The organism is Actinomadura sp. KC216 (assembly GCF_004348535.1).
GTDB lineage: Bacteria > Actinomycetota > Actinomycetes > Streptosporangiales > Streptosporangiaceae > Spirillospora.
The window spans coordinates 1-23,490 of sequence record NZ_SMJX01000117.1 but is presented as its reverse complement, the minus strand read 5'-3'; the positions used below and the strand labels follow the sequence as shown (position 1 = coordinate 23,490).

Sequence of the window (23,490 nt, the reverse complement as noted above, 5' to 3'; positions counted from 1 at the left end):
AGTCGTCTCCGTGGACACCGTCGCCGGCGACCTCGTCGTCCGGGGCGTCGGCCTCCAGGGGCAGGTGCGCGGCGGCGGCGACACCCTCCAGGTAGCCGCGGGCCCGGTCGGCCTTCGGGTAGTTGCCGACGAGCTCCCAGAAGTCGGCGCCGTGCCCCGGGATGAGCAGGTGCGCCAGCTCGTGGACGAGGACGTAGTCGACGACCCATCCCGGCATGCCCCGCAGGCGGGTGGAGAGCCGGATCGTTCCGTCGTCGGGGGTGCACGAGCCCCAGCGGGTGCGCTGGTTGGCGACCCAGCGGACGCTGACGGGGTCGGCGCGGCCGTCCAGGTAGCGGCGGGACAGCTCCCTGGCCCGCGACTGGAGGTCGGCGTCGCTCGGGCGACGGCGGCGTTCCCTCTCTTCGAGCCGCTCAAGGATGGTCGCGATCCACTGTTCCTCTTCGGCCTTGCTCAGCCTGGACGGAACCATCACCACCACCTTGTCGCCGTCGCGGTAGGCGGACACGGTTCGCCGGCGCCTCGCGCTACGACGGACCTCAACGTTAGGGGGCACGCCTGAACCGTACTCGAAAATTTGCGCAGCCCAAAGGGGGTGTTTGAAGTCCTCGCAGGTCAGAGGCCATGTTTTTGGAGAGCGTTCGGTCACGGGTGAACCGCGGAGCGCGCTCGTCCCACCGGGTCGCGAGCCCGTCCGGCAGGTCTCCGGACGGCTCCGGGCCCGCGGAAGGCCGCCATCCCGTCGCGAAGCCGCCGCCCAGGGCCCCGAACACGGCCCCTCCCCTGGCCCGCCAGGGCGTGAGAAAGCGCACACTTACCGCATCGCCGCAGGTCAGATCGTTCCATCGCGCTTGACCCCGGCGATACTTGCGGATGGTTATGGCGTGAACGACGGCCGATCACCGACAATGGTCGGCGTGAGCGATCTTCCCCGCCGCGCGGTGACGCGGTCAGCAAAGCTGGCGTCCCTCCCCATCGGCTTCGCTGGGCGCACCGCGCTCGGGATGGGGAAGCGGACGTTCGGCCGCCCGGCCGAGACCGTGGCGATGGAGATCCAGACGCGGACCGCCGAGCAGCTGTTCAAGGTTCTCGGCGAGCTCAAGGGCGGGGCGATGAAGCTCGGCCAGATGCTGTCGATCTTCGAGGCGGCGCTGCCGCCGGAGATCGCCGGGCCCTACCGCGCCACGCTGACCAAGCTGCAGGAGGCCGCTCCCCCGCTGCCGGTGGCGACCGTCCACAAGGTGCTCGCCGAGTTCCTCGGGGACGACTGGCGCGACTATTTCGAGTCGTTCGACGACCAGCCGGCCGCGGCGGCGTCCATCGGGCAGGTGCACCGCGCCGTCTGGCACGACGGCCGCCCGGTCGCGGTCAAGGTGCAGTACCCGGGCGCCGGGAAGGCGCTGATCAGCGACTTCAACCAGCTCGCGCGGCTCGGCCGGCTGTTCGGCGTGCTGATGCCGGGGCTGGACGTCAAGTCGATGCTCGCGGAGCTGAAGGAGCGGGTGGTCGAGGAGCTCGACTACACGATCGAGGCCGAGTCGCAGATGATCTTCCGGGACGCCTACGACAACGACCCCGACTTCTACATCCCCGAGGTCATCGCGCAGAACGGGAACATCCTGATCAGCGAGTGGATGGACGGCACCCTCCTCTCGAAGATCATCAGCGACGGCGATCAGGAGACGCGGAACCACGCGGCCCTGCTGTACTGCCGCTTCCTGCTGTCCGGGCCGAAGCGGTGCGGGATGCTGCACGGCGACCCGCACCCCGGCAACTTCCGGCTGCTGGAGGACGGGCGGCTCGGCGTCCTCGACTTCGGCGCCGTCGACCGCATCCCCGGCGGCTTCCAGCGCCGGCTCGGCCTGCTGCTGCGGATCGGCACGATGGCCGACATCGGGGAGGTCGAGGAGGCGCTGCGCCGCGAGGACTTCATCCGCGAGGGCGTGGAGATCGACACCGAGGCGCTGCAGGCGTTCCTCGCGCCGATCACCGAGCCGTTCATCACCGAGACGTTCGCGTTCAGCCGCGAATGGCTGCGCGACATGGCCGCCAGGGTGACGGATCTGCGTCCGGGCAACGTGGTCCGGCAGCTCAACCTGCCGCCCGAGTACGTGATCATCCACCGGGTGCTGTCGGCGGGCACCGGCGTGCTGTGCCAGCTGGAATGCGAGATCCCGGCCCGCGCCGAGTCGCTGACGTGGGTCCCGGGCTTCGCCGACGACGAGGACGGCGAGCTCATCTCCGGCTGACGGAAAGACGCCGGCAAAGACATCGGCGGAAAGACTTAGCGGGGCCCCGCGCATTGATGGGATGCGCGGGGCCCCGCTTTCGCGCGTCCGGTGAGTGGGCCACCAGGACGCGCTCCAGGCGCCCGCCGGGAGGCGCTCGTCCGCCAAACCATCCAAGAAGGGCGGACGGCGGCCTGCTACCGATGCGGGCGTCCCCTAGCAGGTCAGGGGTTCAGTTCCGGTGTTGCGGCTTCGAGGTGTGCGTGTACGTGTCGGCGGGCGCGGCGGTGGCGGACGGCGCGAGCAGGACGCGCCGCACGCGCGAAGCCCTCGTCTGCGCGTCGCGCCGCGCGCGCCTCAGCGCGCGCACGCGGACGGCCAGCTCGTCGGGCACGTCGCGGGTTCGGACGGGCGGGTTCGCCCCTGCGGCCCGGAGGCGCGGTCCCTGTGCGGGGGCCGCGCCTCCGGGGTCGACGGGAGCCGGCGGAACCGGCATCAGACGGTCACTTCGTCGGGCCGCGGGTGCTTGCGCGGGCGGCCACGCGGCCGCTTGCGCGGCACGATCACACCGCGGACGAACAGCTCGCCGCCCCAGACGCCCCAGGGCTCCTTGCGCTCGAGCGCCCCGGCGAGGCACTCCCTGCGGAGCGGGCACTCCAGGCACAGGGCCTTGGCGAGCTCGACGTCGGCGGGAGCCTCGGCGAAGAACAGCTCCGGGTCGGTCCGGCACGGAAGAGTGAGGTCCTCCTCGCTTACTGCGAGTGCCCCCTGCATCACAGTCACCCTTGTTCCTCTCGTTGGATCTCAACGGGCGTGTCGGTGGGTTGTCCTGGGCAAAGAAGAAGGCCGCGGATCCGGTGTCTGGATCCGCGGCCTGGGGGCTTGCCGGTGTGGTGCTAAACCGGTTGCCTCCAGGGGTACGGACCCGACACGTCACCCGTGATGGTGACGCCCACGTGGGCCGTGGCCGGAGCCTGGACGGTCATGCCTTCGAGAAGGTGGTCGAAGACACTCCGCCCCTGGTCCTGGAATCGCTGGTCGACGCGCAGATCGCTCAGTTCGCGCAGATCACGCTGATTGGGGCCGCGCAGGTCACGCGGTCGCAGGTCGCGCGGACGCGCACCGAGCGCGTCCGCATAGGCGGCCGAAGCGCCACTGATCGAGGCTCCAGAGCAGGCGGCGGTCCAGGACGACGCGGATTTGATCAACGTGTTGCTCACCGGACTGCACACCACCTTCCTGGCTCCTCAGGGCCGCACCGGCGGAATCGTGATCCGCACCGGCGGGCCGGTTGATTGCTCGCGATCGAGCGTACGGGGGTTCCGCGGAATCAAGCAAGATATTTTTGACCTGCGGTTTTGTGGGTGAGTTCACCCTTTTCCCGGGGAACCGGCGGCGCCTGGCGGGCGTCGCGGGCTCGCGGAGACCCATACGAAATGATCATTCTACACGGCCGGGGCCGCGCGCGCCGCGGGCCGGCGGGCCGGATCCGGCCGCATGCGCCGTCATGCGCCGTCATGCGCCGTCGCCGGGCGGGCCATGACGGCCCGCCCGGCGACGACGTCCTAACGCTCGCTCAGATCACCGGGTCCCGGACGGGGTCACCGGGTTCCGAGCAGGATGGACGGCGGCACCCGGGTCGCCACCGGCGGCAGCTCGGTGGGCTTGCCGGCGGTGCTCGGCCGGGTCGCCGCCGCGCCGGGGCCCGCGGGCCGCCTGGTGTGGAGCGCCTGTTCGGGCGTCTCCTCGAACGGCTGGACGTCGCCGACGCACACCTTGCCCGCCGGCGGCGGCGTGCCGGTGACGAGGTAGGAGTCGACGGCGTCCGTCACGCACGCGGAGGTGCCGTAGGCGGTGTGCCCCCAGCTGTCGCTGGACAGCAGCCGGCTCCCGGGCAGCAGCTTGCTGGACGACACCGCGTCGTTGTAGTTCGTGGCCGGGTCGTAGTAGTTCCCGACGAACAGGACTGGAGCGCTCGTCCGCCGGTTGAAGGGACCGGTGTAGGCGTCCTCGTCACGGACCTTCCAGGAGTCGCCGGCGCACTGGACCGTCGTCCAGCCCCACGCCCGCCCGAAGTAGGGCGCGCGCTTGTCGGACGCCGCCGTCAGCGCGGGCCAGTCCCCGGCCTTCTTCGGGTGCAGGCCGTCGGTGCAGACGACGCTGCTGAACGCCTCGAAGCCGTTCTCGTAGGGGAAGCCCTTGGCCTTGGCCGCCGCGTCCTCCTGCCGCCGGACCTCGGCGCGGCGCTCGGCGATGCGGGCGGCGAGGGCCTGGCGCGCCGCGGCCGCCTGCTTCGCCGTCGCGGCGGGCGAGGTCGCCTCCCACAGGAAGGTGAGGTCCTGGTCGATGAACATGTAGCCGATCGGGGCGTACAGGTTGCCGAGCATGAAGCCGACGAGGTCGGCGTAGGTGATCTTCTCGCCGTCGATGTCGGCGGGCTTCGCCTTCAGCCGGTTGGCGAGGACGTCGAAGTTCTTGACCGGGTCGCCGAACTTCGCGAACGCGCACTTCTCCTCGCCGGCCTTGCCGCAGCGGACGAGTACCTCCTTCAGCGCCTTGTAGGCGCCGTCCGCGGAGCGGAGCCGGTCGTCGAGGATCTGGCCCCTGGTCTTCTCGGTGCCGGCCCAGGAGACCGGGTTGAGGACGCCGTCCGCGGCGACGGCGCGCACCCGGTCGGGGAACAGGTTGGCGTAGTACTGGCCGAGCGCCGTCCCGTAGCTGAAGCCGAGATAGGTCAGCTTCTTGTCGCCGACTGCGCGGCGCAGGACGTCCATGTCACGCGCGGCCTCGGCCGTGGACATCGCGCCCGCCAGCTTCTTGCCGGTCGTGGAGCAGCCCTTCCCGAGGGCCTTCGCGGCCTTGGTGTAGGACGCCTCCTGCTTCGCGCCGACCGGGAACGCCATGTCCAGCCCGGCCAGCACGGGCGCCTGGTCCTTGACGGACTTGAAGCAGGCGACGTTGTCGCTGAAACCGATGCCGCGCGGGTCGAACCCGACGATGTCGAAGCGGTCGACGACGTCCGAGCCGAGGAAGTACCGCGAGTCGAGGGCCAGCAGGGTGCCCAGCCCGCCGGGCCCGCCGGGGTTCACGAACAGGCTGCCGACCCGCTTCTTCGCGTCGCGGGCCTTCACCCGCAGGACGGCCAGCTCGGTCGTCGCGCCCTTCGGGTCGTCATAGTCCAGCGGTAACCGGACGGTCGTGCATTCGGCGATCCTGTAGCACTTGTACCAGTCGAGTTTCGGCGTGGGCACGCTGTCGACGCGCTTCTTCTCGGCCGGGCTCGTCGTGTCGACCGCGGGCGCCGCCCGGACACCGGGGGACCCGGGCTCAGCGAGGGCGGTGACGGCCAGGGCGGGCACGAGCGCCGCGGCGGCGGTGCCGGCGGCGAGAATCCTGGTTCTCAGGCGCATGCGCTTCCCTTCTGGGGATCAGTACCATCCCGCGCACGCGGCGGAATGGACTCCTGATCTTGCTGCCGCGCCTCTCGCGGCGTGATCCATCGCTAGGCCACTCCTCCGGGCCGCGCAGATCCGCCCCGAGAGGGATTGACGCGCGCCGCGATCACTGGTTCGGCAGGCCCGGCGCCCGTCCCCGGGGGGACGGCGGGGGACGCGGCGGCCCGGTCCGGTGCCGGAGCTGGGCCTGTCCTGTTCCGGTCAGAAGCGAAGCCGGGCCCTCCCGAAGGCAGGCGGACGACCGCCCGGCCGCCGCCCTATCAGGGGCGGGGCGGGGACTCCCGGAAGACTCGTGTGAAGCGGCCGGGCTATGCGTCCGGGCGGCGGTCCCGGCCGGTCACGCGGATGAGGCCCTCCTGCATGACGGAGACGACCAGCTCTCCGGCGCGGGTGAACACCTGGCCGCGGGCGAGGCCGCGGGCCCCGCCGGCGAACGGCGTGTCCTGGTAGTACAGCAGCCATTCGTCGGCGCGGAACGGCCGGTGGAACCACATCGCGTGGTCGAGGCTGGCGCCCATCGTCCCCCTGTCGCCCCAGGTCAGCCCGTGGTTGAGCAGGACGGTGTCGAGCAGCGTCATGTCCGAGGCGTAGGTCATCAGGCACACGTGCAGCAGCGGGTCGGCGGGCAGCTCGCCGTCCACCTTCAGCCAGACCTTCGACTCGGAGGTGACGAGCGAGGGGTCCTTCGCCGCCTCCCAGGACAGCGGCGTCGCGTGCCGGATGTCGAACGGCCGCCGGGTGACGAACTCGCGCGCGCCGACCTCGCCGAACAGCGGCGTCATGCGGGTCAGGCCGTCGGGGAGGGTCTCGGGGTCGGGCGCGTCCGGCATCGGCGCCTGGTGGGCGGGCCCGTCCTCGACGATCTGGAACGACGCCGACAGCGTGAAGATCGCCTTGCCGTGCTGGACGGCCACGACGCGCCGCGTGGTGAAGGACCGCCCGTCGCGCACCCGGTCGACGGTGTAGACGATCGGGACGAGCGGGTCGCCCGGGCGGATGAAGTAGGCGTGCAGCGAATGGACGGGCCGGTTCAGCGGGACCGTCCGCCCGGCCGCGACGAGCGCCTGCGCCGCGACCTGACCGCCGAAGACCCGCTGGCGGCGCTCGTCGGACGTGCGGCCGCGGAAGATGTCGTTCTCGATCTGTTCGAGATCGAGCAGGTCCAGCAGCGCCTTCAGCGATTCCTTCACGGCGGCCAGTCTTCCCTATCCGCCCGCATGATCAAGATCCCGGCCTCGCCGGGCGGGCTCAGTGGCCGCACAGGGTCAGGACGGCGTCGCCGTAGCGGTCGAGCTTCACCTTGCCGATGCCGGGGATCCTGGCGAGGTCCTCCATCGATTCGGGGCTGTGCTCGGCGATCGCCTGGAGCGTCGCGTCCGTGAACACGACGTAGGCGGGGACCTTCTGCTCCGCCGACACCTGCGCGCGCCACTCCTTCAGCGCGATCAGCAGCTCCTCGTTCAGCTCGGACGGGCAGTCTTCGCAGCGGCCGAGCTTGCGTTCGACGGCGGCGGTGAGCGGGCGCCCGCACACCCGGCACGGCTGCGGGCCCTTGGCGGCGCGGCGCTTGGTCCGGTCGGCGCGGGCCGGGGTGTGCGTGGCGGTCTTGCCCGTGAGCCCGCTCAGGAAGCGGGACGGCCGCCGGTGCCGCGCCCCGCCCGGCGACCGCGACAGCGCCCACGACAGCGACAGGTGGACGCGCGCCCGCGTGACGCCGACGTACAGCAGCCGCCGCTCCTCCTCGATCTGCGCGGGCGTCTCGGCGTAGATGATCGGCAGCGTCCCGTCGACGAGGCCGACGAGGAACACCGCGTCCCATTCCAGGCCCTTGGCGGCGTGCAGCGACGCCAGCGTGACGCCCTCCAGCGGCGGCGCGTGCTGCGCGGCGGCGCGCTCCTCAAGCTCGGCGACGAAATCGGTGAGGCCCGCCTTGGGGTTGTCGGCGGCCATGTCTTCCGCGAGCTGCGCCAGCGCGGCCAGCGACTCCCACCGCGCGCGCGCCGCTCCCGCCCCCTCGGGCGGCTGGTCGGAGAACCCGGCGCCGGACAGGACGTGCCGGACGGTCAGTATCAGCCCCGTCCCGTCCGTCTCGGCGTCGGCGCCCGCCCGGGTCGCGGCGCGCAGCATGATCACCGCCTGCCGCACCTCGGGCCGCTCGAAGAACCGCTCCGCGCCGCGCAGGACGTACGGGACGCCCGCCGCCGCCAGCGCCGCCTCGTAGGTCTCCGACTGCACGTTGATCCGGTACAGGATCGCGATCTCCCGCGCCGGGACGCCCTCGTCGATCAGCTTGCGGGCCCGCCGCGCCGCGTCGTCGGCCTCGGCGACCTCGTCGTCGTACTCGTTGAACACCGGCTCGGGCCCGGGCTCGCGCTGCGCGACCAGCTCCAGCCGGTGCCGCCCGCTCCTCGCCTGCTCCATCACGCCGTTCGCCAGCCCGACGACCTGCGGCGTCGACCGGTAGTCGCGGACGAGCCGGACGACCTTCGCGTCCGGATGCTCGCGGGTGAAGTCGAGCAGGTGCGAGGGGGACGCGCCGGTGAACGAGTAGATCGTCTGGTTCGGGTCGCCGACGACGCAGAGGTCGTCGCGGTCGCCGAGCCAGGTGTCGAGGAGCATCTTCTGCAGGGGGTTGACGTCCTGGAACTCGTCCACGACGAAGTGCCGGTACTGCTCGCGGACCTGGTTCGCGACCTCCCGGTGCTCGGTGAGGACGGCCGCGGTCAGCTCCAGCATCCCCTCGAAGTCGAGCAGGTTGCGCTCGCGCCTGAGCTGCTCGTACATCGCGTAGACGCGGGCGATGTCGACGACCTCGGCGGGCGCCCGCCGCCCGGCCTTGACGACCGCGGCCGGGTAGTCCTCCGGACGGTGCTGGGTGACCTTCGCCCATTCGATCTCGCTCGCGATGTCGCGCAGCTCCGTCCGCCCGAGCGAGAGCCGGCACGCCCGCGCCGCGTCCGCCACCAGCCCGATCTTCGACTCGATGATCTTGGGTGGTTCGCCGCCGACGACGCGCGGCCAGAAGTAGGTGAGCTGGCGCAGCGCCGCCGCGTGGAACGTCCGCGCCTGGACGCCCGGCGCGCCGAGCAGCCGCAGGCGGCTGCGCAGCTCCCCCGCCGCCCGCGTGGTGAACGTCACGGCCAGCACCCGCTGCGGGGACACCACGCCGGTCATGGTCGCGTACGCGATGCGGTGCGTGATGGCCCTGGTCTTGCCCGTCCCGGCGCCCGCGAGCACGCACACCGGCCCCTGCACCGCCTCGGCGACCTCTCGCTGTTCGGGGTCGAGTCCCTCCAGCACCGCCTCAGTCGACATCCCCCCATACTCGCAGCCCGTCCCACCCGTAACACCCCGGCCGCCACCTGTGGACGAACAGGAATGCGCAACGCCCGCCCGCTGTTCTGCGATAAGCGGATCGGAGAGCGACAGAGGGAGACGAACGCAGCGATGGCGACGCCGACGACCGACCGGGCCAAGGACCCGACCGGCCAGCTCACCATGTACACGACGACCTGGTGCGGTTTCTGCCGGCGGCTCAAGCGGCAGCTCGCCCGCGACGGCATCGAGATGCTGGAGATCGACATCGAGCGCGACCCCGCCGCCGCCGACTTCGTCATGAGCGTCAACGGCGGCAATCAGACCGTCCCGACCATCGTCTACCCGGACGGCACGGCCGCCACCAACCCCAGCGCCAAGGCCGTCAAGGCGAAGCTCGCGTCGCTCGCCTGACGCAGCGGAGCCGTCAGAACGCGGGCATCTGCGGGAGTGGGCCGCCGTACCAGCGCATGATCAGCTGGGCGGCTATCGACAGGGGGCCTGGGGCTACCAGGTCGCCGGCTTCTATGGCGGTGCGGAGTTCTTCCCGGGTGTACCAGGCGGCGTCCTGGATCTCCTCCGGGTCGGGGCGCAGCGGGACGTCGCCGTCCGTCTTGGCGGTGAAGCCGAGCATGAGGCTCTGCGGCAGCGGCCAGGGCTGGCTGCCGAGGTAGCGGACGTCCCGGACGGGCAGCCCGACCTCCTCCTGCACCTCCCGCGCGACGGCCTGTTCGAGGGACTCGCCCGGTTCGACGAAGCCCGCGAGGATCGAGCGGCGGTCGGCGGGCCACTGCGGGCCGCGGGCGAGCAGGATCCGGTCGGCGTCGTCGGTCACCAGCATGATCACGGCGGGGTCGACGCGGGGGAAGTGCTGGGAGCCGTCCTGGGGGCAGACGCGCACGTGCCCGCCGGAGGTTATCTGTGTCCCGGCCCCGCAGCGCGGGCAGTGCCGGTGGGTGCCGTGCCAGTTCTCCAGCGCCACGGCGTGCGTGATCAGGCCGGAGTCGCGGTCGCCGAGGAGCGCGCCGACGCGGCGGAGCCCCGCCGGCTCCGCGCCCTCGATGGCGGGCAGCGGGCCGGACGTCCCGAAGTACACGGTGCCGGACCCGTCCTCGCCGAGGAGCCAGCGGTCGCCGTCCGGCGCCTGCCCGGGCGGGAGGAGGACGAGCGCGGGGCTCGGCTCGTACGTCACGAGCGACCGGCCCTCCTGGACGACGACGACGCGCGTCCCGGGGTCGGCCCAGGCGGCGTCGAGCCAGGCGTCGTCGCGGCGGTTCAGCGCGACCCGGTCGAGGGTTCCGCGCGCGAGCGCCAGCCACTCCAGGGGCCTGTCGTCCACCATCCGCCACGTCCCCCGATCACTCGTCGTCACTGGCCGCTCCAGGGAGCATCGTGCACCCCGGTCTTCCGCGGCAACCCGGTTCGGGGCGGATTCAGCGCAGCGCGGTCGCGAATTCTTCCCACAGGTAGGCGATGGCTTCGGCGCCCTTGAGGAGCAGCGGGATCTCGACCTTCTCGTTCGGCGCGTGGATGCGGTCGCCGTTCAGGCCGACCGCGACGAACACCAGCGGCGCCTCCAGGATGTCGGCGAGGTCGGCCTCGGGCCCGCTGCCGCCCTCGCGCGTGAAAAGCACGTCCATGCCGAAGGCACGTTCCATCGCACGGCGCGCCGCGGTGACGCCGACGGAGTCGATCGGCGAAAAGCACGGCCGGACGTTGCCGCCCGGGGTGCGCACCTCTGCCTCGATACCGGGCGGGACCTGCTCGGCGGCCCACGCCTCGAACGCCATCTGGACCTTGCGCGGGTCCTGGCCCGCGACGAGCCGGAACGAGATCTTGGCGTGGGCGTCGCTGGGGACGATGGTCTTGCGGCCGGGTCCGGTGTGCCCGCCCCACATGCCGTTGATCTCGGCGGTGGGACGCGCCCAGATGCGTTCGAGGGTGGTGTAGCCCCTCTCGCCGTATGCCGCGCGGCTGTCTCCGGCGGTGCGGAGCCATTCGGCCTCGTCGAAGGGGAGGCGGGCGAAGAGTTCGCGTTCCTCGTCCGTCAGCGGGACGACGTCGTCGTAGAAGCCGGGGAGGGTGACGCGGCCGTCTGCGTCGTGCAGCGCGGAGAGCAGGTCGGCCATGGCGTGGAGCGGGTTCGGCACCGCGCCGCCGAACGAGCCGGAGTGCAGGTCGTGCGACGGGCCGCGCAGCGTGATCTCGACCTCGGTGAGCCCGCGCATGCCGGTGCACATCGACGGGACGTCCGCGTCCCACATGGTGGTGTCGCTGATGACGACGGCGTCGCAGGCGAGCCGCTCCCGGTGAGTCCGGAGCAGTTCGGGGAAGTGCATCGACCCCGTTTCCTCTTCGGCCTCGATCAGCAGCTTGATAGTGACGGGCGGGGCCGTGCGGCCGGACACGGCGAGCAGCGCGCGGAGCCCGAGCGTGTGGAAGAGGATCTGCCCCTTGTCGTCGGACGTGCCGCGCCCGATGAGCCGGTCGCCCTCCTCCACGGGCGTGAAGGGGTCGGTGACCCATTCGTCCAGCGGCTCGACGGGCTGGACGTCGTGGTGGCCGTAGACGACGACGGTGGGGGCGTCCGGGTCTTCGGCGGGCCATTCGGCGAACACGGTGGGGAGGCCTGGGGTCTCCCAGATCTCGACGGTCGGGAAGCCCTGGGCGCGCAGGTAGTCGGCGAGCCATCCGGCCGACCTGTGGACGTCCGCGACGTGCGCGGGGTCCGCGGAGATGGACGGGATCGCCAGCCACTCCTTGAGGTCGGCGACGAACCGGTCCCTGCCGGCCTGGATGTACGCCACTACGTCGTTCACCTGCATGCCCCTTCGCATGTCGTACCGTCAGGCAATCTCTGTCCCGTCCGAGGGGTCGCTCCGGGCGGGGTGCTTCTTCCGTCCGGGGGTGTTTCCTCCGGACGGGGTGGTGCTTCTTGGCGGGGTGCTGCTTCTCTGCGGGTGCTGCTCTCTTGGCGGGGCTCCTTGTCGCGCCGCGTGTGCGGGGCTTCAGGAGACGAGAAACTCACAGTAAAGGATCCCGTTGCCCGGGTCGCGGAGCCGCCCCGATCCTCATGGACCGTTCAGGAGCATCAGTTCTGCGCGGATGTTGTTCCGTGCGCGCCGTTCGTAGCGTTCGCGGGCCACGGGCGTATGGAAAAGTTCCGGCAGGGCGAGGAGCCCGTTGAGCACTTCGGCCCGTCCGGCGCGGAAGAACTCCTCGGGGATGAACGCGTACTCCTCGCGGACGGCGGCGGCGTAGGCGGCGTACGGGGCGGGATCGGAGCCGAGGATCGCGAGGTCGGCGTCGCAGAGGACCTGGCCGTCGCGGTCGCCGTCCGCGGGCGCGTGCGTGGCGGTCAGCTCGACGAGGCGGGCGACCTCCTCGACCTCCGGCGCGGGGAGGTCGGTGTCGGCGAGCATGCGGGCGGCGAGGCGGGCGCTGCGCTCCTCGTTGTCGGCGCGCTCGGGGTCGTAGACGGCGTCGTGGAACCAGGCCGCGAGGCGGACGGTGTCGGGGGCCGCGGCGTGGGGGGCGAGCTCGTCCACGAGGTCGAGGACGGCGGCGAGATGCTCGCGCGTGTGGTAGCGGCGATGCGGCTCGCCGTAGCGGTCGTTCAGCTCCGCCCCGATATGCCGGGTATGCGGCCCCGCGAGCGCCACCCACCGGTCGACGAGATCCATGGCCCCCATCCTGTCCGATCGGCGCACCGTCCGGTCGGCGCGGGGCCAGACGAGGGGGGTTGGGACACGCGAGGTCGCGTTCCTTGCCCATGCGGAGCGGCCCCGCCACTATGGTTTTCTGCAACTTAGGCAAGCCTTACCTCACTGACCGTTGTGGCTCACGCACTGGAAAGGCCGATCCTTGGCCGCGTCTCTCTACCTGGCCGCCGGGAAGACGACCGACTCGGTGACGCACGGCTTCCTGCCCGCCGCCGCGCGTCTGGGGCTGGACGTGACGCTGCTCACCGACCGTCCGGCCGCCCATGCCGGGACGCACGACGGGCGGATCATCCAATGCGACGTCGTCGATTTCCGGGAGATCGTCGCCGCCGTTGCCTCGATGGACGATGAGCCTGCGGCCATCTTCACCAACAGCGACTTCCTGCAAGCGTCCACTGCGCTGGCCGCTGCCTATTTCGGGCTTCCTGCCAAGGACTGGCGAGCCGCGACGCGCGCGAAGAACAAGGCCCTCATGCGCCGCCATCTGGCGTCCGTCGATCCGGTCTTCTCGGCGGACGCGCGCCATGTGCCGGAGGACGCGCCGTATCCGCTCGTCCTGAAGCCGCGCGAGGGCGTCGCCAGCGAAGACGTGTTCCTCGTGCGGGACGCCCTGGAACTGGCCACGCGCGTGGACGAAATCGCAGCGCGCCGGGACGACCCTCTAGTGGCCGAGGAATACCTTCCAGGGCGTCTCCACACGCTCGAAACGCTCGCGGATGGGCGAGAACTGCGCGTCCTGGGCTCGTTCCGGACGACGCTCTCACCGCCGCCCTTCTTCGTGGAGGAGCGCCTGGAGTGGGCTCCCCCGCCACCAGAAACCGCACAGGTGCTTGAGCAGCTCGACGCGCTGGGCATCGGTTTCGGGGCCTGCCACACGGAATTCGTCGTCCACGAGGGACGCGCGCGCATCATCGAGGTCAACTACAGGCTGGTCGGCGACCACTGTGACTTCCTCTTAGCGGATCTGCTGGGCGTGCCACTGTTCGAGCAGATCCTGACCGTTCACTTGGGCGGGTCTCTCGCCAGTTGGGACGGCCCGAATCACCGGCACGCCATTGCGGAGCCGGTCATCGCCGACCGCTCCGGCACGCTGACGGCCGCTCCCAGCGCACTCCAGATGGACGACGGCCCGGTGCGGCTCTCCTACCGCCCACAGCGCGCGGTGGGGGACGCCGTCGCCGTCAGCCGGACGAACCGCGACTACCTCGGCACCGTCCGCGCCATCGGCCCCGGGCCGGACGAGGTGAACGCCGCCCTGGCCCGCTTCCGCGCCGCCCACGACTGGACGATCACGTGAACGCCGATGACGTCGAGAACTCGTTGGCGGCCAGGGTTCTGGACGCGCTCCTGCGCGAGGACTACGCGGGCCTGCGCCGCTTCATCGAGCGGAGCGCCCTGCGTCTGCCCCATCGTTCCGTGCGCCTTCTGCGCGCGTGTCCGGCGTTCCTGTCGGAGTTCGTCGTGGACCCGGCGCAAGGTCTCAGGCTGAGCGACGTCTTCACCGCCGTCCAGGCCGTGGCGGACCCGCGGGACGACACGGACGCGTTCGAGCGGGAATGCCTGGACGCGCTCGCGACGATCAAGCTCCACCTCGACGCGCGGCCGGCGGTGCACCGGCGGCTGGCACGCCTGCCGGACGAGCTGCGCACCGGCCCCGGGACGTTCTACGAGACGCTCGCCGCCTACAACGACCATCCGGTACATCCGGCCGGGCGGAGCCGCGCCGGGCTCTCCCCGGCCGATCTGAGCCGCTACGCGCCCGAGTTCGCGCCGTCGTTCCCACTGCGGTGGGCGGCGGTCCGGAATCCGGAGCTCGCGGGGTCGCCGCCCGGCTGGTGGCCGAGCCCGCGCGACGTCGGCCTGGGCCCGTCCGACGCAGGCCGCGCGCTGTTCCCCGTCCATCCGCTGGCTGTGCGGCAGGTGCGTGCGCACCCTGGGGCGAACCTCGCCCCCGATCCCTACCTCCAGGTCGCCCCCACGCTCTCGATGCGGACCGTCGCCGCCGCGCCGCTCGACCACCTGAAGATGCCGTTGCCGACCGCCACGCTGGGACTCCGCAACCGGCGCACGATCACGCCCGCCACGCTCCCTGACGGCGCGCTCGTGGAGCGTCTTCTGCGCGACGTCCTGCGGCGGGAAGCGGCGCTTCCCGTCCTTCTCGCCAACGAGCAGACCTACGGCCACGCGCAGGACCCTCTCCTCGGCTACCTCGTGCGTCGGTTCCCGCCCGAAGTTGCGCGCGCGCACGTCGTCCCCATAGCGGCGCTACTGGCGGAGGCCCCGGACGGGGGCTACGTGATCGAACGATGGGACGTCGAGTCCCTCTTCGACGCGTACCTGTCGGCGCTGTTCTCCTGGAACGTCACGCTGTTCCGTTACGGCATCGCGCTAGAGGCGCACCAGCAGAACGTGTCGCTGGTCCTGGGCGGGCCCTTGGACGACGACCCGCCCCGGCTTCTCGTCAAGGACAACGACGGGGCGCTCATCAACACGTCCAGGCTCCGCGAGCGGCTCACCCCGTCCCCCGGCGCGGACCCGCGCGACCTCATCGATCGCCGCATGACGACCGGCGACGACGAGGCGCTCGCGCGCGTCTTCGTCACCATCACGCTCCACCTGTGCGCCGCGGCGCTCGCCTTCGGCCTGGCCGAACGCGGGCTCCTCCCCTGGCGCACGGGCCGCACGCTCATCCGCGACCGGCTGGACGAAGCGCTCGGCCCGGGCGACGCGTTCCTGCGCTCCCGCACGCTGGACGCCGACGCCCTGCCGGGCAAGGCCATGGTCACCGCCGGAACCCTCGTCGACAAGGCCAGGACAGGCGCCGCCGACATCAACAAGCACTACGGCCCGCCGGGCCCCAACTATCTACTGGACGCGACTTGCCCGTAATCGGAACCGCACCCACCGCCGCCGCCGTCACCGCCGTCACCGCCGGGGACGCCACCTCTACCGCGCTGCTCAACTGCCTGATCCGTGAGGTGTGCGCGCCCGAGGAGCAGGTCTGGCCGGACGGCGACCGGCTCTTCGCACGCCTGCCCCGCGCGGGAGTGGTGCTGCGCATGGGCCTGGCACGTCCCCCGGTGGGGGCGACCTACCGGCTGACGCCGCCGTACGAGGAGCAGCGCGGGGACGGCTGGATCCCGCTTTCCTGGAACAGGCTGGCGAACCTGGTGGCGGGCGAGCTGGAACTGGCGACGGGCCACCCGAACCCCGAATTCCTCCACCAGGTGGACGGCAGCCACACCGCCCTGGAAGCGATCATCTCCGCGCGAGGTGAACCTTCCTACGATCCCTACATCGACTCTGAACAGTCCCTAGTAGCGGGTCACCGTTTCCACCCGTCACCGAAGTCTCGCCAGGGTTCACCGAACGACTGGTTGCAGTACGCGCCAGAGGCCAGGGCCCGTTTCCGCCCGCTGTGGTTGGCCGTCCCTGAACATCTCGTCGCCGAGGAGGGAACACCGGAGGCGTTCACGGCTCTGGAGACCTACGGGCCCCGCATTCCGCAGGGCCGGAAACTGATTCCCGTCCATCCGTGGCAGTTCTCTCTGCTGGCGGACAATCCCGTCCTGCAAGAGGCGCTGGCGCGGGGGTTGGTGCTCAATCTCGGTCCGTCGGATGCGGAGGCGGTGCCGACGTCGTCCGTCCGCACGGCGTACCTGCCGGACGCCGACGTGTTCTGCAAGTTCAGCCTGGACGTGCGCATCACCAACTGCGTCCGCAAGAACGCCTGGTACGAGCTGGCGGGCGCGATAGCCCTGAACGACCTGCTGCCGCCCATCTTCAGGAAGCTGAATTCCACTCTGCTCGCAGAGCCCGCCTACCGCAGTGTCACTCTCGCCGACCGCCGCCTGTACGAGGGGCTGGGGGTGATCCTCCGCGAGGGCATCGCGTCCCTCCCCGGAACCCCACTCCTTGCGGGCGCCCTAGCCGACCCTTACAGCGGATTCCTCGCGGACCTGCCCGCCCTATCGACTCCGGACAGCGCGCAAGCCTGGTGGGACGCCTACGTGGCCCACGTAGCATCACCGGTCCTGAGCGCCTACCTCGACCACGGGATCGTCTTGGAACCTCATCTTCAGAACGTCCTCATCTGCGTGGACGGCGACGGCCTGCCCGTCCACACCGCGTTCCGCGACCTGGAGGGCACGAAGCTCACCGCGGGCCGCTGGGACCTGTCGCACCTTCCGGCCCGCGTCGCCGAAAGCCTCACCTATGCGCCCGACCGCGGCTGGAACCGCGTCGTCTACTGCCTTTTCGTCAATCATCTGACCGAGATCGCGGCCGCGATGGCCGACCTGCATCCACGGCTTGAGAAAACGCTTTGGCAGAGGGCGAGGAAGCATTTCACCGTCTATGAACACCATCCTCAGATGAGGGCACTGCTGGCCGGGGTCCCGCTGCCCGCGAAGGCGAATCTCCGGACCCGCTGGTCCCGTTCGGCCGACCGCGGCGCGACCTATGTCACCGTCCCCAGCCCGCTCGCCGCGCCCCGACCGCTATGAAGGAATACGCCCTCAACCTCGACAGATACCCGGCATACATCTACGACCTCGCAGGCCTGGAATCGCACGTCAAGTCCATCCGCGCGGCCCTCGGCCCGACCGAGCTCTTCTACGCCGCCAAGGCCAATCCCGACGCCGAGATCCTGCGGACCCTCGCACCCCATGTGGACGGTGTCGAGGTCTCCTCCGGCGGCGAACTCACCCACGTCCGGGAGACCTTGCCGAAGACGCGCATCGCCTTCGGCGGGCCCGGGAAAACGCCTCAGGAACTGTCCCTCGCGCTCCACGCCGACCGGATCCATGTGGAGAGCCCGAGCGAACTGGCCCGCCTCGCGACCGAGGGCTTCGCGGACATCCTCCTCCGCGCGAACCTCCCGCTGAGCACACCCGACGCCGCCCTGACCATGAACGGCCCGTTCGGCATGGACGAGGACACGCTCAACGAATGCGCCTATTTACTGGCGGACAATCCCCAGCTCACTCTTCGCGGCATCCACGCCCATCTGGCATCGGGCCTGGACGCGCCCGCCATGCTCGACCTCGCCGACCAGATAACCGAATGGGCGATCCCCTGGCTGAAATCCCTGGGAGTGCACAATCCGGAACTGAACCTGGGCGGCGGAATGGCCGTCGACTACGCGTGCCCCGATTCCCGGTTCAATTGGCAGTCCTATGGCACGGGCCTGAGCCTCATCCCCGCCAAGGTGCGCATCGAACCCGGCCGCGCCATGACCGCCTACCACGGCTGGTACGTCACCGACGTCCTCGACGTGAAAACGACCCGCGGCGAGACCTACGTCATCCTGCGCGGCGGCACCCACCACCTTAGAACCCCGGTGACGAAGGGCCACAACCAGCCCCTGCAAGTGCTCACCGCAAGTGGCCCGAGCAACCCGGCCACACTGGTCGGCCAGCTCTGCACCCCGAAGGACGTCTTCGCCCGCGACGTCCTCGTCCCGCCCCTGATCCCGGGGGACATCATCGCGTTCACCATGGCCGGGGCCTACGCCTGGAACATCTCCCATCACGATTTCCTCATGCACCCCAAACCGGCCTTCCACTACATCCGTTGATCCAGGGGAGTCTCATCGCCGGGGTGAATGATCGACACGATCTGCAGCGCCGCTTCTCCGAGCGCCCGATCGCCCTCGATTCGGGCGCGCTCAATCGCCCGTGCGGGTGTGATGCCGCGCGTGCACAGCCGCCAAGCCGTGTCGGCGTCGAGCTCGATCAGCGCGTCGGGCGCGGCACGCGTTTCTCGCCGCAGTTCCCAGCGCTCACCGCCACGGATACAGGCCCAGCCACCGAACCCGGTAATGACGACCTGAATGACGGCCCCTTCCGGTGCTGGAATGTCCCGCATGGTGTGCGGCAATGCCCGCATCAACGTGTCGAGGACGGGTCCGAGATAGCGCGGTTCCGTGAGCCCGGCCCGTCCGGTGGCGTCGCAGATCTGCTGGTGATGCGTCCAGTACTCGCTGAAGTCGCGGGCGGCGTCCAGCCATACGGGATGCGGTTCCGGACCGGCCCAGCTGACCGAACCGCCGATGGCGTCCATGTCGACGGTCTGCCAGAACTCGACGACCTGATCGCCCACGGAGGAGAGCAGGTCGACGAGGAGAAACGGGCTGAGACGCCGCGCAGCCGTCACCCATTCGTCGTTGATGCGGTCGATGAACCGGGGAAACGCCTCGCCCTCCCGGGGCTGAAGCGTCACGTACCGGTCCCGCAGCATCGACAGGCGGCCCACATGGTCGCCCAATACGTGGGTGGCGATGTCCTTGACGTCCCATCCCGGGCAAACGGTGGGCCGCGTCCATTCATCGGCCGTGAAACCGCGCAGCAGGTCGATGAAGGCGGCCTGCTGCCCGGCGAAAAGCGGGCGCACGTCGATGCGCGGGCCGAGCCGGGCGCTCATCGGCGCGGCTCCCCGTGCCAGCGCCAGGACGTGAGGCGCGGCCGTCCGGGAAGGTCGGCGCGGCCGGTGGCCCAGAGCAGGGTCGGCCACGGATCGGTGTCGCGCGGGGCGTCCGGGAACAGCCGTCCGAGCACCCGCGCGCACAGGCCGCCGGGCGGCTCCCACGCCAGCCCGAGGCCTTCCGCCAGGTCGTGGGTGTGGACGAGGGTCTCCACCACGCCCATCGCGGCGAAACCCTCGGGGTCCGACGCCCCGAACCCGTGATGGGCGCGGACGTCCGGCGGCGTGACGCGCACCATGGCGACGAGCAGCCCGCCGCACGCCTCCAGCACCTGCAGGAGCCCGTCCGGCCCGGCCTCGCGGTCCGCGTGGACGGCGTTCGCGGGCCCGCCGGGCCTCCGGCTCTCCCACACGAACGGCACCTCGCCGTCCATCGGGGGCGCCTTCGGCCCCAGCTGCGCCGCGTACGCGAAGAGATCGTCGCTCAGATGCTCCACGGTCTCCCAGCAGTCCCATTCGAGGGACCCGGCCTTGGCGTCCCAGGCACCCGGCGGCGCCTTCCGCAAGGTGGCGACGGCGAGCTGGACGGCCAGGTCGAGATCGTCCGCGGTGACGGGACCGGCGGCTTCGGATGGGCGCGGCATGATCCGACACTACCCAGCGGGTCCGCGTGGACGGCGCGTCCGATGACCTGGCATCTCCGCCCAATATGTTGGGGAAAAATGGGGTATGCCGTGGGCCGGAGCCTCGTCCGCGCGGACGATGCTCTTCGGAGGGGTGACGGGCGCTGTGGTGCTGCTAGACCGGATGCGTGGGTTCGCGCGCCTCGGGCTACGGGCGACCCGCGCCGTCCGCGACGTCGGTGTCATGCACCCCGTGCGGCCGGACAGGGCCGCGCGCCTCCTGCTCCCGTACATGCGCTTCGGGCCCGTTCCCGCGACGATCGGCGCGATGGCTGCGCTGCGCTTCCCCGCCCGGACGGCGCTTATCGACGAGCGCGGCGCGCTGTCCTACCGGGACCTGGAGCGGCGGGCGGCGTCCCTGGCGACGGCGCTCCGCGACCGCGCGGGCGGTGACCGGGTCGGGGTCCTGTGCCGCAACCACCGCGGGTTCGTCGAGACGGTCCTCGCCGCATCCCGCCTCGGCGGTGACGTGATCCTGCTCAACACGGACTTCTCCGCCGCGCAGCTGGGCGACGTCGCCGAACGGGAAGGCATCGGGCTGCTCGTCCATGACGAGGAGTTCGGCCCGAAGGTCGACGACTCGGGATTCTGCGGGCAGCGCCTCCTCGCCTGGACGGACAGCGCCGACACCCCGCACGGAACGTCCAGGAGCGGCGAGACGATCGATGGCCTGATGGCGAACACGGAACCGGAGCCGATCGCCCCGGGGCAGACCAGCCGCGTCATCGTCATGACCTCCGGAACCACCGGAACGCCGAAGGGCGCGCGGCACGATCTGTCGATTTCGTCATTGCTGCCTGCGGCGCTCAGCCATCTCATGCGTGTTCCGGTCCGGTCTGGCGCGCCCATCGTGGTCGCGCCGCCGCTTTTCCACATCCTCGGTTTCGCCTATGCGACGGTCGGGCTCGGAATGGGCATGCCGCTCGTCCTGTCCCGGCGTTTCGACGCCCGGGAGACGCTGGACACGATCGCCGCCTGCGAGGCGGAGACGCTGGTGGCGGTGCCGGTGATGCTCCAGCGCATCCTTGACCTGGCGGATCCGCCGAACACGCCGTCCCTCCGCGTCGTCGTGTGCGGCGGCTCGGCGCTGCATCCGCATCTGTCGGACGCGTTCATGGACCGGTTCGGCGACGTCCTCGTCAACGTGTACGGCGCGACGGAAACGGGCTGGGCCACGATCGCGACTCCGGACGACCTGAGAAACGCGCCCGGCACGGTGGGAAGACCGTCCTTCCGCATCACCATCAAGATCCTGGACGAGGAAGGCCGCGAACTGCCCGCCGGGGAGACCGGCGAGATTTACACGGGCGGCGGCCTGCGGTTCGCGGGCTACACGGGCGGCGGCGGCAAGCAGGTCCGCGACGGCCTGACGAGCAGCGGCGATCTCGGGCATTTCGACGCTGCGGGACGGCTGTTCATCGACGGGCGCGCCGACGACATGATCGTCTCGGGCGGGGAGAACGTGTTCCCCGGCGAGGTCGAGAGCCTGCTCGGCGGCCATCCGGACGTCGCCGAGGTGTCCGTGACCGGCGTCGACGATGAGAGGTTCGGCCAGCGGCTCGCCGCGCACATCGTCCGGACCCCGGGATCGCGGATCACCGAGGACGACGTCAGGGCGCACGTGCGCGAGCACCTGGCCCGCTACAAGGTCCCGCGAGACGTCAGGTTCGTCGAGGAACTCCCCCGCACCAGCACCGGCAAGGTGAAGGCGAAAGCCCTGAACGACGACGGCTGACCGCGGAACCGGGGTCGAGGGCTCGGAGGCCCGGGACGAGGGTCAGGCGGCGCCGGGGCGGGCCTTGGCGGCCATGCAGATGCGGGCGAGGTCGTTGAGCGCGTCGGCGCGGCGCTCGTCCAGGGACCGGCGGTCGCCCGGGCCGGCCTCGGCGAGGGTGTCGATGACCAGGGAGAACACGGGCCATTCGGCGGGGCCGATGGCGCCCTGGAAGTCGACGCCGTCCTCCAGGTCGTCCACGTCGAGGTTGCGGGCGAAGGTGGCGAGGGCGGCCTCGGCCGCGACCACGCCGATGCGCATCGCGAGCGCGGCAGGCTCGCGTTCGAGGGAACGCACGTTCGTAGAACCCATGTTCGACAACCTAGACCACGCCGGCGACATCCGTCGAACGTTTGATCGAATCGATATCGCCGCTACGGGGCGATCGCCTGCTGGAAGAGGTGGGAATGCGTGAAATGCAGGACACCGTCCTGCTTGCTGGGCCGCATCCCGGTCGCGGGCCCGCCCGCCAGCTCGTCCTCCAGCTCCCGCCTGATCTGCGCGGCGACGACGCGCGGCGTCTGCGAGAGCTCCAGCCACGGGTCCAGCGGCCGGACGTGGTCGAACCGCTCGGCGCGCTTCACCTCGGCGCCCGCCGCCGTGACGAGGCCGGTGATCTGCGCTTCGGTGAGCACGGTGCCGTGCGACGGGTCGCGGAGCCGCTCGATCCGGTCGGGATCGCCCTCCAGCCCGTCCGGCCGGACGAGATCGGCGATGATCAGCGCGGCGCCCGGCCTGCTGACCCGGACCAGCTCCGCCACGACCGCCGCCGGGTCGGCGACCTGGTGCAGCGAGAAGCGGGTGACGACGAGCGTGAACGACCGGTCGAGGTAGGGCAGCGCGGCGGCGTCGCCGCGCGTGAAGGTGACGTTCGTGAGGCCCGCGTGGTCGGCGTCGCGCTTGCCCTCGGCGAGCATCGCCGGGGTGAGGTCGAGGGCCGTGACGTGGCGGACGCGCGGGGCGATCGCCCGGGAGACGAGCCCGGTCCCGGCGGCGGCCTCCAGCACGACGTCCTCAAGGTCGAGCTCCGGCTCCATGAACCGGACGAGCCGGTCCAGATGGCGGGTGAACGCGGTGCTCAGCGAAGGGTCGGCGAATCCCGCGGCCTGCTTGGAGAACTCCCGTACGACCCTGTCATCATGCGTCACCGCCACGTCGCGCTGCCTTTCTGGGGGCGACCCCCAGACCCCCTGGGAGGGGAGGCCCGAAGATCCTCGCTCCGCTGCGGTCATCAGGCCTCCTCGAATGGTTGTCCGGATCATCCCCGAAAGCGCCCACGGTGAACAGAGGGCGGCGAACAGATCAGCGGGTTCAGGCGGCGGGGACGGACTCCAGCAGCGCGGCGAGCCCCGCCGCGTCCAGCAGGTCCGCCGGGCGGACGGTGACGTTGGCGGCGACGTAGTGGAAGGCGGCGCTGACCTTCGCCACGTCCACACCGGCGAGTTCCGCCCACGCCATCCGGTACGCGGCGAGCTGCACCGACGCGAACCTGGCCTCCTCCCCCGAGGGTGGGGAGCCGGTCTTCCAGTCGACGACCTCGTAGCCGCCGTCGCCCGACCGCGACCGGAAGACGGCGTCCATCCGGCCGCGGATCAGCCGGTCGCCGATGATGGTCTCGAACGGCACCTCGATGTCGAGCGGCTCCCGCGACGCCCATTCGGACTCCTCGAACCGGTCGCGGAGCCGCGCGAGCTGCGCGTCGTCGGCGGCGCCCTCGTCGGCCGCGCCGGGCAGCTCGTCGGGGTCGAGGAGGCGCTGCTGCCCCCAGCGGCTCTCCAGCCAGGCGTGGAACGCCGTGCCGCGCCGCACGTAGGGGGCGGGCGGGCGCGGCATCGGGCGGCGGATCTGCCGGGCGAGCGCGGCCGGGTCGCGGGCCAGCGACACCAGCGA

General features: G+C 71.2%; 22 protein-coding genes. 7 read left to right on the top strand and 15 right to left on the bottom strand.

Translation table 11 applies throughout. The features are described 5' to 3' along the window. Positions 1 to 508, bottom strand: a 508-nt coding sequence (locus E1264_RS21150; RefSeq protein ID WP_132176127.1) for a M48 family metallopeptidase, incomplete at its 3' end; no start/stop codon positions are given. A gap of 409 nt (positions 509 to 917) precedes the next feature. On the opposite strand from E1264_RS21150, the gene E1264_RS21145 reads away from it, so the two are divergent. Next, positions 918 to 2,249, top strand: coding sequence for an AarF/ABC1/UbiB kinase family protein (locus tag E1264_RS21145; protein WP_132176125.1), 1,332 nt, complete (start codon positions 918 to 920; stop codon positions 2,247 to 2,249). A 211-nt stretch (positions 2,250 to 2,460) separates the two neighbouring features. On the opposite strand, the gene E1264_RS21140 is transcribed toward E1264_RS21145, so the two are convergent. From E1264_RS21140 to E1264_RS21115, 6 genes are all read right to left on the bottom strand, one after another. Then, entirely contained in the window at positions 2,461 to 2,724 is a 264-nt protein-coding gene (locus E1264_RS21140) for a hypothetical protein (RefSeq protein WP_132176123.1), read from the bottom strand. Beyond that, positions 2,724 to 3,002, bottom strand: coding sequence for a WhiB family transcriptional regulator (locus tag E1264_RS21135; RefSeq protein ID WP_132153763.1), 279 nt, complete (start codon positions 3,000 to 3,002; stop codon positions 2,724 to 2,726). The genes E1264_RS21140 and E1264_RS21135 overlap by 1 nt, the downstream gene beginning before the upstream one ends. 122 nt (positions 3,003 to 3,124) lie before the next feature. Further along, a complete protein-coding gene (locus E1264_RS21130; RefSeq protein WP_132176121.1) occupies positions 3,125 to 3,448 on the bottom strand; it encodes a hypothetical protein in 324 nt (107 codons plus the stop codon). Between the two features lie 381 nt (positions 3,449 to 3,829). Further along, the gene (locus E1264_RS21125; RefSeq protein WP_132176119.1) at positions 3,830 to 5,638 is read right to left on the bottom strand and encodes an alpha/beta hydrolase; all 1,809 of its coding nucleotides are present in this window, start codon (positions 5,636 to 5,638) and stop codon (positions 3,830 to 3,832) included. Between the two features lie 353 nt (positions 5,639 to 5,991). Then, complete coding sequence (gene tesB, locus E1264_RS21120; protein ID WP_132176116.1) at positions 5,992 to 6,873, bottom strand: acyl-CoA thioesterase II; 882 nt, start codon at positions 6,871 to 6,873, stop codon at positions 5,992 to 5,994. A gap of 58 nt (positions 6,874 to 6,931) precedes the next feature. Next, positions 6,932 to 8,998 carry an ATP-dependent DNA helicase UvrD2 gene (locus E1264_RS21115; protein ID WP_132176114.1) on the bottom strand — a complete coding sequence of 689 codons (2,067 nt, stop codon included), beginning with the start codon at positions 8,996 to 8,998 and terminating at the stop codon, positions 6,932 to 6,934. A 132-nt stretch (positions 8,999 to 9,130) separates the two neighbouring features. Between E1264_RS21115 and E1264_RS21110 the strand changes: the two genes are divergently transcribed. Next, positions 9,131 to 9,412, top strand: a complete 282-nt coding sequence (locus tag E1264_RS21110) for a mycoredoxin (protein WP_132176113.1) — start codon at positions 9,131 to 9,133, stop codon at positions 9,410 to 9,412. Positions 9,413 to 9,425: 13 nt separating this feature from the next. On the opposite strand, the gene nudC is transcribed toward E1264_RS21110, so the two are convergent. From nudC to E1264_RS21095, 3 genes are all read right to left on the bottom strand, one after another. Further along, entirely contained in the window at positions 9,426 to 10,340 is a 915-nt protein-coding gene (gene nudC / locus E1264_RS21105) for an NAD(+) diphosphatase (RefSeq protein WP_132176133.1), read from the bottom strand. Between the two features lie 91 nt (positions 10,341 to 10,431). After that, positions 10,432 to 11,817 (bottom strand): dipeptidase, encoded by a 1,386-nt coding sequence (locus E1264_RS21100; RefSeq protein WP_243711066.1) that lies wholly within the window; start codon positions 11,815 to 11,817, stop codon positions 10,432 to 10,434. A 252-nt stretch (positions 11,818 to 12,069) separates the two neighbouring features. Beyond that, the gene (locus tag E1264_RS21095; RefSeq protein WP_132176109.1) at positions 12,070 to 12,681 is read right to left on the bottom strand and encodes an HD domain-containing protein; all 612 of its coding nucleotides are present in this window, start codon (positions 12,679 to 12,681) and stop codon (positions 12,070 to 12,072) included. A 271-nt stretch (positions 12,682 to 12,952) separates the two neighbouring features. Between E1264_RS21095 and E1264_RS21090 the strand changes: the two genes are divergently transcribed. The 4 genes from E1264_RS21090 to E1264_RS21075 are packed head-to-tail and all read left to right on the top strand — an operon-like array spanning position 12,953 to position 18,298. Next, positions 12,953 to 14,017, top strand: a complete 1,065-nt coding sequence (locus tag E1264_RS21090) for an ATP-grasp domain-containing protein (RefSeq protein WP_243711065.1) — start codon at positions 12,953 to 12,955, stop codon at positions 14,015 to 14,017. Further along, positions 14,014 to 15,609 (top strand): IucA/IucC family protein, encoded by a 1,596-nt coding sequence (locus tag E1264_RS44690; protein WP_207936056.1) that lies wholly within the window; start codon positions 14,014 to 14,016, stop codon positions 15,607 to 15,609. Before E1264_RS21090 ends, E1264_RS44690 begins: the two co-directional genes overlap by 4 nt. Continuing rightward, positions 15,600 to 17,225: an IucA/IucC family protein gene (locus E1264_RS21080; protein ID WP_243711064.1), complete on the top strand. Its 1,626-nt coding sequence runs from the start codon at positions 15,600 to 15,602 to the stop codon at positions 17,223 to 17,225. Before E1264_RS44690 ends, E1264_RS21080 begins: the two co-directional genes overlap by 10 nt. Next, positions 17,222 to 18,298: an alanine racemase gene (locus tag E1264_RS21075; protein ID WP_132176103.1), complete on the top strand. Its 1,077-nt coding sequence runs from the start codon at positions 17,222 to 17,224 to the stop codon at positions 18,296 to 18,298. The genes E1264_RS21080 and E1264_RS21075 overlap by 4 nt, the downstream gene beginning before the upstream one ends. Here E1264_RS21075 and E1264_RS21070 read toward each other — a convergent pair. Beyond that, a complete protein-coding gene (locus E1264_RS21070) occupies positions 18,286 to 19,143 on the bottom strand; it encodes a maleylpyruvate isomerase family mycothiol-dependent enzyme (RefSeq protein ID WP_132176101.1) in 858 nt (285 codons plus the stop codon). The genes E1264_RS21075 and E1264_RS21070 overlap by 13 nt on opposite strands. Then, the gene (locus E1264_RS21065) at positions 19,140 to 19,787 is read right to left on the bottom strand and encodes a maleylpyruvate isomerase N-terminal domain-containing protein (RefSeq protein ID WP_132176099.1); all 648 of its coding nucleotides are present in this window, start codon (positions 19,785 to 19,787) and stop codon (positions 19,140 to 19,142) included. The genes E1264_RS21070 and E1264_RS21065 overlap by 4 nt, the downstream gene beginning before the upstream one ends. Positions 19,788 to 19,950: 163 nt before the next feature. Here E1264_RS21065 and E1264_RS21060 point away from each other — a divergent pair, with 163 nt between their 5' ends. Then, positions 19,951 to 21,561: an AMP-binding protein gene (locus tag E1264_RS21060; RefSeq protein ID WP_132176097.1), complete on the top strand. Its 1,611-nt coding sequence runs from the start codon at positions 19,951 to 19,953 to the stop codon at positions 21,559 to 21,561. 42 nt (positions 21,562 to 21,603) lie between these two features. Here E1264_RS21060 and E1264_RS21055 read toward each other — a convergent pair whose 3' ends face one another. From E1264_RS21055 to E1264_RS21045, 3 genes are all read right to left on the bottom strand, one after another. After that, on the bottom strand, positions 21,604 to 21,912 hold the full coding sequence (locus tag E1264_RS21055) for a hypothetical protein (RefSeq protein ID WP_132176095.1): 309 nt from the start codon (positions 21,910 to 21,912) through the stop codon (positions 21,604 to 21,606). Between the two features lie 62 nt (positions 21,913 to 21,974). Next, positions 21,975 to 22,832: a methyltransferase domain-containing protein gene (locus tag E1264_RS21050; RefSeq protein ID WP_243711063.1), complete on the bottom strand. Its 858-nt coding sequence runs from the start codon at positions 22,830 to 22,832 to the stop codon at positions 21,975 to 21,977. A gap of 79 nt (positions 22,833 to 22,911) precedes the next feature. Continuing rightward, positions 22,912 to 23,490: PD-(D/E)XK nuclease family protein (locus E1264_RS21045; RefSeq protein ID WP_165964282.1), on the bottom strand; the 579-nt coding region annotated here is incomplete at its 5' end.

Excerpts from the sequence above, each read along its gene's own strand:
- E1264_RS21075 (WP_132176103.1), top strand. The coding sequence starts at position 17,222 with ATGAAGGAATACGCCCTCAACCTCGACAGATACCCGGCATACATCTAC.
- E1264_RS21115 (WP_132176114.1), bottom strand. The coding sequence starts at position 8,998 with ATGTCGACTGAGGCGGTGCTGGAGGGACTCGACCCCGAACAGCGAGAG.
- E1264_RS21065 (WP_132176099.1), bottom strand. The coding sequence starts at position 19,787 with ATGCCGCGCCCATCCGAAGCCGCCGGTCCCGTCACCGCGGACGATCTC.
- E1264_RS21070 (WP_132176101.1), bottom strand. The coding sequence starts at position 19,143 with ATGAGCGCCCGGCTCGGCCCGCGCATCGACGTGCGCCCGCTTTTCGCC.
- E1264_RS21125 (WP_132176119.1), bottom strand. The coding sequence starts at position 5,638 with ATGCGCCTGAGAACCAGGATTCTCGCCGCCGGCACCGCCGCCGCGGCG.
- E1264_RS21140 (WP_132176123.1), bottom strand. The coding sequence starts at position 2,724 with ATGCCGGTTCCGCCGGCTCCCGTCGACCCCGGAGGCGCGGCCCCCGCA.
- E1264_RS21135 (WP_132153763.1), bottom strand. The coding sequence starts at position 3,002 with ATGCAGGGGGCACTCGCAGTAAGCGAGGAGGACCTCACTCTTCCGTGC.
- E1264_RS21095 (WP_132176109.1), bottom strand. The coding sequence starts at position 12,681 with ATGGATCTCGTCGACCGGTGGGTGGCGCTCGCGGGGCCGCATACCCGG.
- E1264_RS21110 (WP_132176113.1), top strand. The coding sequence starts at position 9,131 with ATGGCGACGCCGACGACCGACCGGGCCAAGGACCCGACCGGCCAGCTC.
- E1264_RS21050 (WP_243711063.1), bottom strand. The coding sequence starts at position 22,832 with ATGACCGCAGCGGAGCGAGGATCTTCGGGCCTCCCCTCCCAGGGGGTC.
- E1264_RS21055 (WP_132176095.1), bottom strand. The coding sequence starts at position 21,912 with ATGGGTTCTACGAACGTGCGTTCCCTCGAACGCGAGCCTGCCGCGCTC.
- nudC (WP_132176133.1), bottom strand. The coding sequence starts at position 10,340 with ATGGTGGACGACAGGCCCCTGGAGTGGCTGGCGCTCGCGCGCGGAACC.
- E1264_RS21060 (WP_132176097.1), top strand. The coding sequence starts at position 19,951 with ATGCGTGGGTTCGCGCGCCTCGGGCTACGGGCGACCCGCGCCGTCCGC.